Below are 14,779 nucleotides of genomic sequence, written 5' to 3'. Positions count from 1 at the left end.
GGGGCGACCCGGCCGTTTTCTTTTTGCGGGGGCTGACGTTAAAGTCGCCGGCTGACGACACCGACAAGACATTCGATATGACGACCAGCAATACGGCGGCGCGCGCGCTGCCGGTAGTGGATGCGCGGATCTACCCGCGCGGCGGCCTGGACATCCTCTCGCGCGTGGAAGTGGCGCGCCTGCGCGATGCGTCCAGCGGCGGCCTGCACGAGCTGCTGCGGCGCTGCGCGCTGGCGGTGCTGACCAGCGGCAGTGCCTCGGACGATCCGCGCGCGGCGCGCGACCTGTATCCCGACTTCGACATCCAGGTGGTGCAGCGCGATCGCGGCGTGCGCATCGACCTGCTCAATGCGCCGGCGATGGCCTTCGTCGACGGCGAGATCATCAACGGTGTGGCCGAACTGCTGTTCGCCGTGGTCCGCGACCTGGCCTACATGGCCATCGAACTCGGCCCCGAGTCGACCACCGACCTTCAGTCCAGCGAAGGCATCACCAACGCCGTGTTCGGCCAGTTGCGCAACGCGCGCATTCTGCAGCCGAACGATCCGAAACTGGTGGTGTGCTGGGGCGGCCATTCGATCTCGCGCGACGAATACCTGTACACCAAGCAGGTCGGCTACGAGCTGGGCCTGCGCGGGCTGGACATCTGCACCGGCTGCGGTCCGGGCGCGATGAAGGGCCCGATGAAGGGCGCCACCATCGCCCACGCCAAGCAGCGCAAGCACGACAACCGCTACATCGGCGTGACCGAGCCGGGCATCATCGCCGCCGAATCGCCGAACCCGATCGTCAACCACCTGGTGATCATGCCGGACATCGAGAAGCGCCTGGAGGCCTTCGTCCGCATCGGCCACGGCATCATCGTGTTCCCGGGTGGCGTCGGCACGGCCGAGGAGATCCTGTACCTGCTCGGCATCCTGCTGCGCGAGGAGAACCGCGCGCTGCCGTTCCCGCTGATCCTCACCGGCCCGACCATCGCCGCGCCGTACTTCGAGCAGATCGACCGTTTCCTGCGCCTGACCCTGGGCGAGGTGGCGACCTCGCGCTACGAGATCGTGGTCGGCGACCCGGTGGCGGTGGCGCGCAAGATGGCCGCCGGCATCCAGCAGGTGCGCGCGCACCGCAAGGAGCAGAAGGACGCGTTCTACTTCAACTGGTCGGTGGACATCCCGCTGGAGTACCAGCGTCCGTTCGAGCCGACCCATGAGGCGATGGCCGCGCTGGATCTGCACCATGGCCGCCCGCCGCATGCGCTGGCGGCGGACTTGCGCCGCGCCTTCTCCGGCATCGTGGCCGGCAATGTCAAGGAAGACGGCATGCGCCGTATCGAGCAGCACGGCCCGTTCGAGATCCATGGCGATGCGGACATGATGCAGGCCCTGGACGAACTGCTGCGCGCCTTCGTCGAGCAGCGCCGCATGAAGATTTCCGGCGAGTACCGGCCCTGCTACCGGGTCGTCACTTGAGGCGAAGCGAGCGCCAGTGGCGCGTGCTCGGGACGGCTTTGGCCTGGATCGGAATGTCGATCGTCACCGCGTAGCGCTCGTCGCGATCCTCGATGTGCAACTGCGAGCAAGGATGCAGGTCCTCGATCCTGCGGCGGATCGAGGACAGCCCGATCCCGTGGCCGCGACTGTCCGGCCGCGCCTGGCGCGGCAGCGTGTCGTTGCTGACCGCGATCCGTACCCCGTCGGCGTGCCGGGCAATCGCAATGATGACCTTGCTGGCTGTGGTGCGCGGTTCCACGCCGTGCCGCACCGCGTTCTCCACCAGCGCTTGCAGGCACAGCGCCGGCAGGTGCAACGGGGGCAGCGCACGCTCGATCCGCCACTCCACGTCTAGCCTGGGTCCCAGCCGCAACTGCTCGATCGCCAGGTAGCGGCGTGCGAGCTCGATCTCTTCCTCCAGCGGCATGTCGTGCCGGCCGCGCAGGCTCGCGCGGAACAGGTCGGCCAGATCGAGCAGCAATCGCTCGGTCGCGTCGGGCTGGCGGTGCACGAGCGCCGCGCCCACGTTGAGCGTGTTGAACAGGAAGTGCGGGTGCGTACGCGCCTGCAGCGCCTCCAGTTCGGCGCGCACGGCGCGCACCGACAGCGCCTGGACACGCAAATGGTTGCGGATGGCCACCAGGCCCAGCAGCCCGGCGATGAAGGCGATACCCATCGTATTCAGGATCCCCGGCAAGGCGCCGGCCAGGGAGGGGGAGGGTGCCGTACTGCCGAACAGCAGCATGAAGCAGATCTGCGTCAGTCCGGTGGAGGCGACCATCGTCAGCAGCGCGCCGCCGAGTTGCACGCCGACCGGCCATCGTTGCAGCCATCGCCGCGCCAGGTGCATGGCCAGCAGTGTCGACAGTGCGACCCATTGGATCAGCAGCGAAGCGATGCCGAAGACAATCAACCGCTCGCCCGCGTTCCCCGGCGCCAGCGCCAGGATGCAGGCAAGGGCCTCGCCGGTGATCCATATCCCGATGATCGTTGCCGGCTGCTGCAGGCCCTCCAATAAGGACGGCGCATAGGGTTCTGACTGTGGCATCGTATGATGGAAGCTGGTCGAGTCCTGCATGATGCCACTCGTGCATCGCATCATGCCGCTTGTCGCCAAGTGTTTGCCGGCCTTCGGTCGCACGATCTACGGTGGCGAGGGTAATCGAGGGGAGGGGGTAATGGGCGAGGCAGGCTTGCTTCCGGACGGTTGCGCACACCGTCGTGGGGGATTCACCTTGGTGGAGCTGATGGTCACGCTGGCGGTGCTGGCGGTGTTGTCTGCGATCGCCATCCCTTCGTTCACCTCCCTGATCAACAGCAACCGGCTGTCGGCGGCTTCTGACGACATCCTTTATGCGCTGCAGTTCGCACGCAGCGAGGCGATCAAGCGCAACGCGCCGGTGAGCGTCTGCGGCAGCAGCGATGGCGCTACCTGCGGCAGCGCGTCCACCTGGCAGGGCTGGCTAGTCGTGACCGGCAGCGCCGATAGCGTGTTGCAGTCCTACAAGGCGCGCTCGCCGTTGGGTGTCACCGGGCCAGTCACGCGCATCACCTATGGCGCCAACGGGACCCTGAAGACCAGCAGCGCCGTGTCGGTCATCGCTTGCATCGCGACCAACCGCCCTGCGGAGAATCAGCGTGCGGTAGCGCCGACCTCCGCCACCCGGGTCGCGGTGAGCAGCGTCAACGGCAGCGGAGCATGCCCCTCATGACCGCGCGCGCGATGGCAAACAGTCAGCGGCAGGCTGGCGTGAGCTTGCTCGAGGTGCTGATCTCGGTGCTGATCCTGGGAGTGACCCTGCTAGGCATCGCCGCGATGCAGGCACGCGCATTGAACAACGGGCAGAGTTCGTTCGAGAACAGCCAGATGGTCATCCATACCTATTCGATCATCGAGGCGATGCGTGCCAACCGCAGTGCCGCCACGGGCGGTGCCTACAACCTGGCGATGACCTGCAGCCTGCCTTCGGCCGGAACCTCACTGGCGTCCGCGGACATCCGCGCGTGGCTCGAAAGCATGAAGACCGGCCTCAGCGGCGCCGCCAACGCTTCCTCGGATACCACCACATGCGGTTCGATCGCCTGCACCAGCTCGACCTGCACTATCACCGTGCAGTGGGACGATAGCCGGGGCGCGCGGTGAATGCGTCCACCGCCGGGTCGGCCACAGGGACCGGCAGTACCACCCGCCAGCTGGTCACGGTGTCCCGGCTATGATCCGCGCCGTCCCGCGCCGCCGTGCCGCCATGCACGGCCTGTCGCTGATCGAGTTGATGATTGCGATGGTGCTGGGCCTGCTGCTGGTGGGAGCAGCGATCAGTATCTTCCTTTCCAACCAGCGGGTGTTCCGTACGGTCGAGGGCATGGGCTGGGCCCAGGATGGCATGCAGACCACCTTCGAACTGATGGCACGCGACCTGCGCGAAGCCGGCGGCAACCCGTGCGACGGAACCCTGCCAGTGGCCAACGTCATCAACAACGCCAGCAGCAACTGGTGGACGAACTGGAGCTTCCCGATCGTCGGCTACGAAAACGGCGCACTGAGCGGAAGCGCGAGCGGGACCGATGCCATCCAGGTCCTCACGCTCGACCCCCATCTGGCCAACGTCACCGTTGCGCAGAGCTCGACCAACATCACCGTAGACGATGCCAGTGGCCTGAGTGCCGGCAACACGGTGATGATCTGCGACAACACCCAACTGGCGTTGTTCGTGGCCGGCAGCGTGACCGGCAACGTGATCAACCATGACAGCAGCGCGAATTGCAGCAACAAAAGCCTGAGCGTGCTGCCGGCGGTTTGCTCCGGCAGTGCGGTGGCCTATTCCTATGGCGTGAATTCGGTGGTCAGTCGGCTGCGCGGCATCCGCTGGTATGTGGCGAGCAACGCCGCCGGTGGGCGCTCGCTGTATCGCAAGATCGACAATGGCGCGGCTGAGGAGATGGTCGAGGGGGTGCAGGACATGCAGATCACCTACCTGACCGCGGGGGGCACTGCCTACCAGACCGCATCCTCGATCGGCGCCGCATCTCCCCCAGACGCCGCGTGGGGCAACGTCATCGCCGCGAAGCTGGTGCTGACCGTGCGTGGCGGCAACAAGACCGGTTTCGGTGGTCAGCAACTCGACCGCACCGTCCAGTATGTGGTCAACCTGAGGAATCGCACGCTATGAGGGCGATCGCGCAATCGCACGCCATCGGCCGCCGCCCGCGCGGTATCTCGCTGATCGTGGTGCTGATCCTGATGTTGGTGATGATCGTGGTGGGTCTGGCGGTGATTCGTGGTGTCACGCTGCGCGAGAAAATGAGCTCGAACATGCTCGACCGCAGCCTGGCATTCCAGTCCGCGGAAGCGGCGCTACGGGCGGGCGAGGAAGCGATCAAGACGGCGGTGGCCTCCGGCGGAAGCATCGGGGTCGATTGCAGCGGCGGTGCGTCCTGTCCAATCCCTCCGGCGGGCACCTACACCGACACGGGAACCGGCTGGGTCAATGCAAGTCCTATCCAGTCGATCGGTGCGACGACGCCGCAATACTACGTACAGTACCTGGGCCAACGCACGAGTCGTCAGCAGTTGTCGCTGGGTTACAGCGCCAACTCCAACCAATACGGAAGCGGCAGCAGCGCCGTGCTGCAGTCGGTCTATCGGGTGATCGCGCGTAGCCAGGATCCCACGCTGGCCGATGGCCGGTCGGTGGTGGTGCTGCAGTCGAACGTGACTGTCCAATGAGCAAGTCATTTCCCGCGATGGAAACCCGCGATATGAAACCAGGCGATAGCATGCGTCTTGGCGTGGCCAGATCCGAAATAGTGCAGCGCCGGCGGACGCGTTGGCTTGCGTTTGCGACCGGAGCCTTCGCTGCGTTGTGTTCGGGCAACGGCGCTTCGATCGATCTGGGCACGCGTCCGATCTCGCTGCCGACAGACGTTCCTGGCGCGCTTACGCTGGTGCCTTCGGTCGAATATCCGACCATCATCAGTCAGGCCAATCTGGGGAGCTACAGCAACGCGTCGGAGTATGCGGGCTACTTCGATCCGGTCAAGTGCTACGGCTACAGCTACGACCTCGTCAATGGAATGGCTTACTTCGTGCCGACATCCAAGAACAGTGCGGGCGGACATACCTGCAGTGGTTCGTGGAGCGGCAACTACCTGAACTGGGCGGCCACCCAGACCATCGACCCGTTCCGCTCCGCCCTGACCGGTGGCTATCGCATCATCGACCAGGTCGGGCTGACCGTGCTGCAGAAGGCCCGCCACGACCGCGACAGTGACTTCGCCGACCGCACGATATCCAGCTCTGTCTCCTCGCTGACGCCGTTGCCGTCGGGCTGGTCCAGCGTCAGGACCCGGGTCAGTGGCCTGGGCCGCGAAATGTGGTTCACCGGCTCCGGCGACCTGCGTACAAGCGCCAATAACGTGATCGACTACAACCCGACGTCGCTCATCAAGCCCGATCCGACCAAGGTGTACCGGGTCTTCGTGCGGGTGAAGGTCTGCGATCCGAACATCGGCGTGGAGTCCAACTGCACGCAGTACTCCAGTACCAACTACAAGCCGGAAGGTCTGATCCAGGAATATGCCAACAAGATTCGCTACAGCATCTTCGGCTACCTGAACGATTCGACCACCCAGCGTGATGGCGGCGTGCTGCGCGCCCGCATGAAGTTCGTCGGTCCCAACACCTATTACCCGGAAATCGACAGCTACAGCAATCCGCGCAGGGAGTGGGATCCTGCCACCGGTGTGCTCTACAAGGACCCGGACAGCAATGCCGACAGCAAAATCGGCGTGGGAAATGTCCATAGCGGCGCACAGATCGATACCAGCGATAGCAGTGGTAGCCGCAACAGCGGCGTCATCAACTACCTCAACAAGTTCGAGGAATTGACCACCAGCCCCGCCAAGTCATTCGATCCGGTCAGCGAGCTCTACTACGCCGCGATCCGCTACTTCAAGAACCTGGGCAACGTCGCCTCCTATTCCACGCTCAGCTCGAACTTGGGCACGGCGAAGGTCCAGGCGGACTACTTCCCGGTGATCACCAGTTGGGACGACCCAATCCGCTACAACTGTCAGGTCAATGCCATCCTGGGTATTGGCGATGTGAACACGCACCGGGACAAGAATCTGCCGGGAAATACTGCTACCGCTTATCGTACGGATGAGCCTCCCATGCCTCCCGAGGTCGCCGCCGACACCAGCGTGAACGTCATCACCAGTACGCAGAAGGTGCTGGCGATGGAGGGGCTGAGTACGACGATTTCGGACAGCTGGACTGGCCGATACAACTCGGCCTTCATCGCCGGTCTGGCCTACGATTCGCACACCGTGGACATGCGTCCGGACGTCAGCAGCCAGATCAACACCATCGGAAGGCAGACGGTAAGCACCTACTGGGTGGACGTGCGCGAGGCGCAAGTCCTGGAGGGTCCTGCCAAGAACATGTACTGGCTCGCGTCCAAGTACGGCGGCTTCACCGTGCCTGCAGGCTTTTCCCCTTACGCTGCGACCACCACCGGATTGCAGCCGGGCTGGTGGAACACCACCAGCGACACGTTGTCCCCCACTAGTGGCGGCACCTATCCGCGGCCGGATAATTTCTACGTGGCCAGCGACGCCAAAAACATGGTCGCCAGCTTGAGAAACGCGTTCTCGCAGATTCTCAAGAACGCCACCGGATCGGTCGCGGCGCTGGGATCGGACGCGACCGCCCTGGATACCGGCTCGGTGTTCTACCAAGCTCAATACACCGTAGGCGATGCCAATCAGTGGAAAGGCGAGCTGACCGCATACAAGGTCGATGATGCAGCCGGTACGCAGACCGCGATCTGGAGCGCCAATGCCAAGCTACCCGCGTATGCGAGCCGCAAGGTGCTGTATGCCAGCAATGGCAGCCTGGTGAATTTCACAGGGACTGTGGGTAGCCTGACCAGCGCCCAGGTCGACTACATCCGCGGCAGGCGCGATCAGGAAAAGAGTGCTGGCGGCAGCTTCCGCAATCGCCTCGCCGTGCTTGGCGACATCGTCAATTCGCAGCCGCTCTACGTTGGTGCGCCCAATCCGTCGCTCTACAGCGGCAAGAGCTTTTCCGGTGCCGGCGTGTACCCCCAGTTCGCAGCGAACACGGCTGGGCGTACCCCGGTCGTGTACATCGGCGGAAACGACGGCATGCTGCATGCCTTCAACGCCAACACTGGCGTTGAACTCTTTGCGTTCGTGCCGACCGAAGCGATCTCCAAGCTTTCTTCCTCAGGCTTCACTTCTCCGGACTATACCCATGCCTATATGGTCGACGGGTTGCTGACGGCGGCCGATGTCTACCTCGGTGGTGCCTGGAAGAGCGTCCTGGTCGGTACGATGGGGCGAGGGGGCAAGAGCGTGTTTGCGCTCGACGTGACCAACCCGGCGTCGCCGAGCTTGCTGTGGGAAGTGAACAACGGCGCCCTGGGCAACGTGCTGGGACAGCCCGTCATCGCCCAGGTCGCCGACGGCTCCTGGAGCGTCTTGCTCGGCAACGGCCCGAACAGTACCTCGCAGAACGCGCAACTGGTGCGGATCGACATCGCCACCGGTACAGTGGCCTCGGTGGACACCGGGGTAGGCGGCGACAACGGCCTGAGCGGCGTCAATGCCTGGTCCTCCGACGGCAGCGGCATCGTCGACAAGGTGTACGCGGGTGATCTGAAGGGCAACCTGTGGCGGTTCAGCAAGACCGTTAGCGGTTGGAGCGCCGGCCAGCTCTTCGTGGCAGGCAACAGCAAGCCGATCACTGCCACGCCGCTGGTGGCACGCAACCCTACGACGCTCGACACCTGGGTGTTCGTCGGAACCGGGCGTTATCTCACCAGCGCGGACCTGGCCAATACCGACCAGCAGACCTGGTATGGCCTGATCGACAAAGGCAACACGATCAGCGCGTCCAATCTCAAGCAGATCCGGATCCTGTCCGATACCACCCTCAACGGCTACAATGTGCGGACGATCGAGTCGTCCACCGGTGCCGGTACCAGCGGTTGGTACATGGATTTCTACGAGACAGGTGAGCGCATGGTGGTGGCGAACTACTTCCAGGGGCTTTATCTGGTAGGCAGCACGCGCATCCCGGATTCGAGCGATGTATGCAGCCCGAGCGGCAAGGGATACACGATGGTGATCAACCCCTTCACCGGCGGCCGCTTGTCGTCATCGTTCTTCGACGTGAACGGCGATGGTTTCTTCGACAGCAACGATGCCTTGAACGGCGTTCCAGTGTCCGGCATCGGCACCAGCAAGGGGTCGAGCGGGTCGACCTTCATCGGTAGCAAGATGATCACCAATCTGGACAACGCCTCCACGGAGTCGATCTCGACCAACGCGTCATCCGGCACGGTGACGCGGGTCCAATGGAGGGAGCTGATCAATGACTGAATCCTATGATCGCCGTCGGATGGTGGCACCTCCTGGCGTGGCCGGGCGCGGCAACGGCTTCACTTTGGTCGAGCTGATGATTGTGGTGGCGGTGGTCGCGATCCTTGCCGCGATCGCCTATCCGAGCTATGTGGCGCATATCGTGAAGGCGCGCCGTGCGACTGCCGCTTCCTGCTTGATGGAGCGCGGGCAGGACATGGAGCGCTACTACACCACGAATCTGAGCTACGTCTCGGCACCCGCACTGACTCAGTGCGATGGCGTGACCGATTTCTACTCGCTTTCCTTCAATGGTTCGGTCAGCGCCAAGGCCTACAGTCTTCAGGCCGCGCCCAAGGGCGCTCAACTGGCGCGCGATACCAAATGCGGCACGCTCTATCTCAACCAGAAGGGCGAGCGCACGGTGAGCGTGTCCGGTACCGACCCGATGTCCTGCTGGTGAGCGGCGCCCTCGTCGGGGGTGTTGATCTTTCTGTAGTTAGATAGCTACAATGCGCACCCCGCCCGAATAGCTCAGCCGGTTAGAGCACTTGACTGTTAATCAGGGGGTCGTTGGTTCGAGTCCAACTTCGGGCGCCAAATCCGCAAAGGCCGCGAGCAATCGCGGCCTTTGCTTTTGCGCGTCAATCCGGTGTCAGGCAGGGCATCGGTTCGGTCGCTTTTCGCGTGCGGATGCGACCGGTGTTGTTCACCACCACCGCTGCGCGGAGCCGGCCGCGCTCGCAGATATTGACGGTCAGATTGCTGCCGGCGCTGCGTCCATCGGGCAGGAAGCGGATCGAGGGGCGGCCTTGGTTGGAGCGCAGTACCAGTTCGCCGGCGCCCGGCGCGCTGCCTTCGCTGAGGATGCTGTCCGGCGCGATCGGCTGGCCTTGCCGTTCCGGGTCGCGGAACACCAGCCAGCCCTGGCTCCAGTCGCTGTCGCCGCGGCAACTGCCGTCCCCGTTGGATGGGCAGGCGCTGACCGGGACGCCGGAACTGATGGCGCTGCTGCGCGCCAGGGCGAAGTGCGCGCTCAACTGGTGGGTCGCCGCCGTCAGGCGTTGGCTTGCCAGCAGCTCCCGGAACGCCGGCAGGCCGATGCCGGCGATCAGGCAGAGCACCGCCATCACGATCATGGCCTCAAGCAATGTGTAGCCTTTGATTGCAGCGTTCCGCATGTCCGTCGTCTCCGGGTGCGAGGTCGCCAGTCTCGCGTTGGGACGGCGGGGCTTGAATGAGGGGGTTGTGCGTTCCCATGTAGGAAATCTCCCCGGCGCGGGGTCAGCCCCGTTCCCCACCTTGAGGCTTGCGCATGTCCGACCGTTTCCAACTCGTATCGCCGTATTCGCCGGCCGGCGACCAGCCGCAGGCGATCGAGAAGCTGGTGGCCGGCTTCGAGGCCGGCCTGGCCAAGCAGACCCTGCTCGGCGTGACCGGGTCGGGCAAGACCTACACCATCGCCAACGTGGTCCAGGCGATCCAGAAGCCGACCCTGGTGATGGCGCCGAACAAGACCCTGGCTGCGCAACTTTACGGCGAGTTCAAGGCGTTTTTCCCCAACAACGCGGTCGAGTACTTCGTCAGCTACTACGACTACTATCAGCCCGAGGCCTACGTGCCGTCTTCGGACACCTTCATCGAGAAGGACAGTTCGATCAACGAGCACATCGAGCAGATGCGTCTGGCCGCGACCAAGACCCTGCTGTCGCGGCGCGATGCGCTGGTGGTGGCCACGGTCTCGGCGATCTACGGCCTCGGCGCGCCGGAGGACTACCTGTCGCTGCGGCTGATCCTGTCGATCGGTGAGCATGTCGAGCAGCGCCAGCTGATTCGCCACCTCACCGACCTGCAGTACACCCGCAACGAGTATGAGCTGCACCGCGGCAGCTTCCGCGTGCGCGGCGAGGTGATCGACGTGTTCCCGGCCGAATCCGACAGCGAGGCGCTGCGCATCGAGCTGTTCGACGGCGACGTGGAGCAACTGACCCTGTTCGATCCGCTGACCGGCGAGACCCTGCGCAAGCTGCAGCGCTACACCGTCTACCCCAAGACCCACTACGCCACCACCCGCGAACGCACCCTCAGCGCGGTGGACACGATCAAGCTGGAGCTGAAGGACCGGCTCGAGCAGCTGTACGCGCAGAACAAGCTGGTCGAGGCGCAGCGGCTGGCGCAGCGCACTCAGTTCGACCTGGAGATGATGGCCGAGGTCGGCTTCTGCAACGGCATCGAGAACTACTCGCGGCATCTCACCGGCAAGGCGCCGGGCGAGCCGCCGCCGACCCTGTTCGACTACCTGCCGCCGGACGCCCTGCTGGTGGTGGACGAGTCGCACGTCACCGTGCCGCAGATCGGCGCGATGTACAAAGGCGACCGTTCGCGCAAGGAGACCCTGGTGGAGTTCGGTTTCCGGCTGCCGTCGGCGCTGGACAACCGGCCGCTGCGCTTCGAGGAGTGGGAGGCGCGCTCGCCGCGCAGCATCTACGTGTCGGCCACGCCGGGCCCCTACGAATTGCGCGAATCGGCCGGCGAAATCACTGAGCTGGTGGTGCGCCCGACCGGCCTGATCGACCCGGAAGTGGAGATCCGCCCGGTCGCGACCCAGGTCGACGACCTGCTGTCGGAGATCAACCTGCGTGTGGCCGATGGCGACCGCGTCCTGGTCACCACGCTGACCAAGCGCATGGCCGAGAACCTCACCGAATACCTCGGCGAGCACGGGGTGAAGGTGCGCTACCTGCACTCGGACATCGACACGGTCGAGCGCGTGGAGATCATCCGCGACCTGCGCCTGGGCAAGTTCGACGTCCTGGTCGGCATCAACCTGCTGCGCGAAGGCCTGGACATGCCGGAGGTCTCGCTGGTCGCGATCCTCGACGCCGACAAGGAGGGCTTCCTGCGCTCCACCGGCTCGCTGATCCAGACCATCGGTCGTGCCGCGCGCAACCTGCGCGGCAAGGCCATCCTCTATGCGGACAAGATGACGCGTTCGATGCAGGCCGCGATCGACGAGACCGGGCGCCGCCGCGAGAAGCAGGTGGAGTACAACCTGGAGCATGGGATCGTTCCGAAGTCGGTGGCGCGTCCGATCGTGGACATCCTGGAAGGTGCGCGCGACGACGTGGCCGAGGCCAAGTCGGGCAAGGGCAAAGGCAAGGGCAAGGCGCGTCGGGTCGCGGAAGAGCCGGCCGACTACCGGGCGCTGGCGCCAGCGGAGATCGCCGCGCGGCTCAAGGCCCTGGAGCAGGAGATGTACCAGCATGCGCGCGACCTGGAGTTCGAGGACGCGGCGCGGGTCCGTGACCAGATCAAGAAGCTGCGCGACGCCAGCCTGGTGGGCTAGGCCAGCCGCAGCGGCACCCGATCGGATGATGGGTATTGTTCTTGTCCGCCAGGTGGGCTAAGATTCGCGCCCCTGCAGCGGTGCGCCGCGGCAGAGAAGGGCGGTTAGCTCAGCGGTAGAGCACTACCTTGACATGGTAGGGGTCACAGGTTCGAACCCTGTACCGCCCACCACGACGCGAGATGCGAGCGTGGAAACGACAAAGCCGGCGCAAGCCGGCTTTTTTGTGCCTGCAATAAGGCCATCGGCCGGCTCGGCAGCAGAGCGCTGGCCGCGCGGCCAGGCTTGCTTTAGCATCCGAGCGGACGATCAGGCGAGGAGGCCAGGCGCATGGTGGAATACCATCATACGGTGCAAGTCAAAGGACGCTACCAGCTCGTGGCGTTGACCCGGGAGCCGGAATACAGCCCGGCCAACGTGGTCGGCTATGCGGTCACCACCGACGGCGGCGCCCGCATGGATCCGCACGACATGTCCTGGGACGAGGCACGGGTCTTCCTGGACAGCCTGGTCGAGCGCGATCGGGACGCGGTCAGTGCGGAAAAGAAGCCTTCGCGGAACAGGCCGAGCACGCGGCAGCGCCGCTGAAACGCAATACCCCCATCCGAGGCCGTGGCGCCGCCCGCACAGGCTGGCGGGCGAGGCGAGCCGCAGTCACGGGGTGCCGGCGCCATCGTGGTCATGGGCTGCTTGGTGACGCGGCCCTTCAACGAGCAGCTGTTCCGGCCGAGTCTGCGCCAGGCACTCCCGCTCGCCTCGCAGACTGTCGACACGGGGCGTCTCAAAATACGGAACTCGCTCTAGAATATTTGCCGGGATGGATCAGGGAGGATAGGGCTTGTCGAATCGTAAACTCGTTGCGGCGGCGCTCGTCGTCGTGCTCACGGCCGTCTGCGGCTATTTCCTGTCCGGCTATCTGGTCCTGCTGCTGTTGAAGCTGGACACGCGGATGTTCGGGCTTGGCACCTACTACCAGTACGTCCACGCCATTGGCTTGCCAGAGGTGGCTCCCTACGTCGGCAAGATCAAATGGGCCGGCTACCTCGGCTTCGGCTTGCCCGGTCTCGTGGCCCTGCTGATCCTGGTGCTGATGTTCAAGCCGGCCAAGCGCAGCCTGCACGGCGACGCACGCTTTGCCGGTGCGGCCGACCTGTCCAAGCATGGGCTGTTCAAGACCAGCGGCGACGGCATCGTGGTGGGCAAGTTCCGCGGCAAGCTGGTGCGCCTCAGCGGGCAGCAGTTCGTGATCCTGGCCGCCCCGACCCGGTCGGGCAAGGGCGTCGGCGTGGTCATCCCGAACCTGCTCGAGTACCAGGAATCGGTGGTGGTCCTGGACATCAAGCAGGAGAACTTCGACCTGACCAGCGGCTGGCGCGCCAGCCAGGGCCAGGAGGTGTTCCTGTTCAATCCGTTCGCCGAGGACCGCCGCACCCACCGCTGGAACCCGCTCAGCTACGTCTCCGACGACCCGGCGTTCCGCGTGTCGGACCTGATGAGCATCGCCGCCATGCTGTACCCGGACGGCTCGGACGACCAGAAGTTCTGGGTCAGCCAGGCGCGCAACGCGTTCATGGCGTTCTCGCTGTACCTGTTCGAGAACTGGGACGACGAGCGCAACATCGGCTTTCCCGGCGGTCTCGGCACGCCGACGCTGGGCGCGATCTACCGACTGTCGTCCGGCGATGGCACCGACCTGAAGAAGTACCTGAAGTCGCTGTCGGAGCGGCGCTTCCTCAGCGGCAATGCCAAGTCGGCGTTCTCCAACCTGCTGTCGCAGGCGGACGAGACCTTCGCCTCGATCATGGGCACGCTCAAGGAGCCGCTCAACGCCTGGATCAACCCGGTGCTGGATGCGGCCACCAGCGACAACGACTTCCTGCTCACCGACCTGCGCAAGAAGAAGATGACCATCTACATCGGCATCCAGCCCAACAAGCTGGCCGAAAGCCGCCTGATCATCAACCTGTTCTTCAGCCAGATCATCAACCTCAACACCAAGGAACTGCCCAAGAGCAATCCGGCGTTGAAGTACCAGTGCCTGCTGCTGATGGACGAGTTCACCGCCATCGGCAAGGTCGACATCATCGCCTCGGCAGTGTCATATATGGCTGGCTACAATGTCCGTCTTCTGCCGATCATCCAGAGCATGGCCCAGCTCGATGCCACTTATGGCAAGGACATCTCGCGGACCATCATCACGAATCATGCACTGCAGATTCTCTACGCTCCGCGCGAGCAGCAGGATGCCAACGACTACTCCGAGATGCTCGGCTACACCACCTTCCGCAAGAAGAACGTCACGCGCGGCAAGGACGTGACCCGGAGCGTGTCGGAGGAGAAGCGGGCGCTGATGCTGCCGCAGGAGTTGAAGGCGATGGGCAACGATCAAGAGGTGTTCTTGTACGAGGGCATACCGCACCCGGTGAAGTGCGACAAGATCAAGTACTACAAGGATCGCCACTTCACCGCGCGACTGCGGCCCAAAGTCGACATTCCGACGCTCTCAATTTAAAAGTGTGACGAAAAACACTTATTTTTTGGGCGTATTTATCATTTGAAC

The 14,779-nt window shown here is 64.3% G+C and carries 12 protein-coding genes and 2 tRNA genes; 12 read left to right on the top strand and 2 right to left on the bottom strand.

Translation table 11 applies throughout. The annotated features are described in order from the left end of the window. Positions 1–77 precede the first annotated feature (77 nt). Positions 78–1,466 carry a nucleotide 5'-monophosphate nucleosidase PpnN gene (gene ppnN / locus AC1PLR_RS12910; protein ID WP_481101246.1) on the top strand — a complete coding sequence of 463 codons (1,389 nt, stop codon included), beginning with the start codon at positions 78–80 and terminating at the stop codon, positions 1,464–1,466. On the opposite strand, the gene AC1PLR_RS12905 is transcribed toward ppnN, so the two are convergent. Beyond that, a complete protein-coding gene (locus AC1PLR_RS12905; RefSeq protein WP_481101245.1) occupies positions 1,459–2,565 on the bottom strand; it encodes a sensor histidine kinase in 1,107 nt (368 codons plus the stop codon). The two genes, ppnN and AC1PLR_RS12905, sit on opposite strands and share 8 nt — an antisense overlap. Here AC1PLR_RS12905 and AC1PLR_RS12900 point away from each other — a divergent pair. The 7 genes from AC1PLR_RS12900 (at position 2,564) to AC1PLR_RS12870 (ending at position 9,473) form a co-directional block, all read left to right on the top strand. Then, the gene (locus AC1PLR_RS12900; protein WP_481101244.1) at positions 2,564–3,199 is read left to right on the top strand and encodes a GspH/FimT family pseudopilin; all 636 of its coding nucleotides are present in this window, start codon (positions 2,564–2,566) and stop codon (positions 3,197–3,199) included. The two genes, AC1PLR_RS12905 and AC1PLR_RS12900, sit on opposite strands and share 2 nt — an antisense overlap. Further along, a complete protein-coding gene (pilV, locus tag AC1PLR_RS12895; protein ID WP_481101243.1) occupies positions 3,196–3,630 on the top strand; it encodes a type IV pilus modification protein PilV in 435 nt (144 codons plus the stop codon). Before AC1PLR_RS12900 ends, pilV begins: the two co-directional genes overlap by 4 nt. A gap of 70 nt (positions 3,631–3,700) precedes the next feature. After that, positions 3,701–4,657 (top strand): PilW family protein, encoded by a 957-nt coding sequence (locus AC1PLR_RS12890; protein ID WP_481101242.1) that lies wholly within the window; start codon positions 3,701–3,703, stop codon positions 4,655–4,657. Continuing rightward, positions 4,654–5,214, top strand: coding sequence for a pilus assembly PilX family protein (locus tag AC1PLR_RS12885; protein ID WP_481101241.1), 561 nt, complete (start codon positions 4,654–4,656; stop codon positions 5,212–5,214). Before AC1PLR_RS12890 ends, AC1PLR_RS12885 begins: the two co-directional genes overlap by 4 nt. Beyond that, a complete protein-coding gene (locus AC1PLR_RS12880) occupies positions 5,211–8,894 on the top strand; it encodes a pilus assembly protein (protein ID WP_481101240.1) in 3,684 nt (1,227 codons plus the stop codon). The genes AC1PLR_RS12885 and AC1PLR_RS12880 overlap by 4 nt, the downstream gene beginning before the upstream one ends. Next, positions 8,887–9,336, top strand: a complete 450-nt coding sequence (locus AC1PLR_RS12875; RefSeq protein WP_481101239.1) for a type IV pilin protein — start codon at positions 8,887–8,889, stop codon at positions 9,334–9,336. The genes AC1PLR_RS12880 and AC1PLR_RS12875 overlap by 8 nt, the downstream gene beginning before the upstream one ends. A 60-nt stretch (positions 9,337–9,396) precedes the next feature. Then, a tRNA-Asn gene (locus tag AC1PLR_RS12870) sits at positions 9,397–9,473 on the top strand. Positions 9,474–9,517: 44 nt separating this feature from the next. Here the strand turns inward: AC1PLR_RS12870 and AC1PLR_RS12865 are convergent. After that, positions 9,518–10,054 carry a GspH/FimT family pseudopilin gene (locus AC1PLR_RS12865; RefSeq protein ID WP_420009537.1) on the bottom strand — a complete coding sequence of 179 codons (537 nt, stop codon included), beginning with the start codon at positions 10,052–10,054 and terminating at the stop codon, positions 9,518–9,520. A gap of 134 nt (positions 10,055–10,188) precedes the next feature. Between AC1PLR_RS12865 and uvrB the strand changes: the two genes are divergently transcribed. The 4 genes from uvrB (at position 10,189) to AC1PLR_RS12845 (ending at position 14,731) form a co-directional block, all read left to right on the top strand. Beyond that, on the top strand, positions 10,189–12,219 hold the full coding sequence (gene uvrB, locus AC1PLR_RS12860) for an excinuclease ABC subunit UvrB (protein ID WP_481100445.1): 2,031 nt from the start codon (positions 10,189–10,191) through the stop codon (positions 12,217–12,219). Between the two features lie 98 nt (positions 12,220–12,317). After that, positions 12,318–12,392: transfer RNA gene (locus AC1PLR_RS12855), tRNA-Val, on the top strand. A 157-nt stretch (positions 12,393–12,549) separates the two neighbouring features. Further along, the gene (locus AC1PLR_RS12850; RefSeq protein WP_010342095.1) at positions 12,550–12,807 is read left to right on the top strand and encodes a hypothetical protein; all 258 of its coding nucleotides are present in this window, start codon (positions 12,550–12,552) and stop codon (positions 12,805–12,807) included. A 289-nt stretch (positions 12,808–13,096) separates the two neighbouring features. Further along, positions 13,097–14,731: a type IV secretory system conjugative DNA transfer family protein gene (locus AC1PLR_RS12845; RefSeq protein WP_420009539.1), complete on the top strand. Its 1,635-nt coding sequence runs from the start codon at positions 13,097–13,099 to the stop codon at positions 14,729–14,731. Positions 14,732–14,779 lie beyond the last annotated feature (48 nt).

Source organism: Xanthomonas sp. NCPPB 3570 (assembly GCF_056725115.1).
Note: the sequence above shows the minus strand (reverse complement) of the source record. Positions and strands in the feature narration are given on the sequence as shown.

Excerpts from the sequence above, each read along its gene's own strand:
- AC1PLR_RS12885 (WP_481101241.1), top strand. The coding sequence starts at position 4,654 with ATGAGGGCGATCGCGCAATCGCACGCCATCGGCCGCCGCCCGCGCGGT.
- uvrB (WP_481100445.1), top strand. The coding sequence starts at position 10,189 with ATGTCCGACCGTTTCCAACTCGTATCGCCGTATTCGCCGGCCGGCGAC.
- AC1PLR_RS12890 (WP_481101242.1), top strand. The coding sequence starts at position 3,701 with ATGATCCGCGCCGTCCCGCGCCGCCGTGCCGCCATGCACGGCCTGTCG.
- pilV (WP_481101243.1), top strand. The coding sequence starts at position 3,196 with ATGACCGCGCGCGCGATGGCAAACAGTCAGCGGCAGGCTGGCGTGAGC.
- AC1PLR_RS12865 (WP_420009537.1), bottom strand. The coding sequence starts at position 10,054 with ATGCGGAACGCTGCAATCAAAGGCTACACATTGCTTGAGGCCATGATC.
- AC1PLR_RS12880 (WP_481101240.1), top strand. The coding sequence starts at position 5,211 with ATGAGCAAGTCATTTCCCGCGATGGAAACCCGCGATATGAAACCAGGC.
- AC1PLR_RS12850 (WP_010342095.1), top strand. The coding sequence starts at position 12,550 with ATGGTGGAATACCATCATACGGTGCAAGTCAAAGGACGCTACCAGCTC.
- AC1PLR_RS12900 (WP_481101244.1), top strand. The coding sequence starts at position 2,564 with ATGATGCCACTCGTGCATCGCATCATGCCGCTTGTCGCCAAGTGTTTG.
- ppnN (WP_481101246.1), top strand. The coding sequence starts at position 78 with ATGACGACCAGCAATACGGCGGCGCGCGCGCTGCCGGTAGTGGATGCG.
- AC1PLR_RS12875 (WP_481101239.1), top strand. The coding sequence starts at position 8,887 with ATGACTGAATCCTATGATCGCCGTCGGATGGTGGCACCTCCTGGCGTG.
- AC1PLR_RS12905 (WP_481101245.1), bottom strand. The coding sequence starts at position 2,565 with ATGCAGGACTCGACCAGCTTCCATCATACGATGCCACAGTCAGAACCC.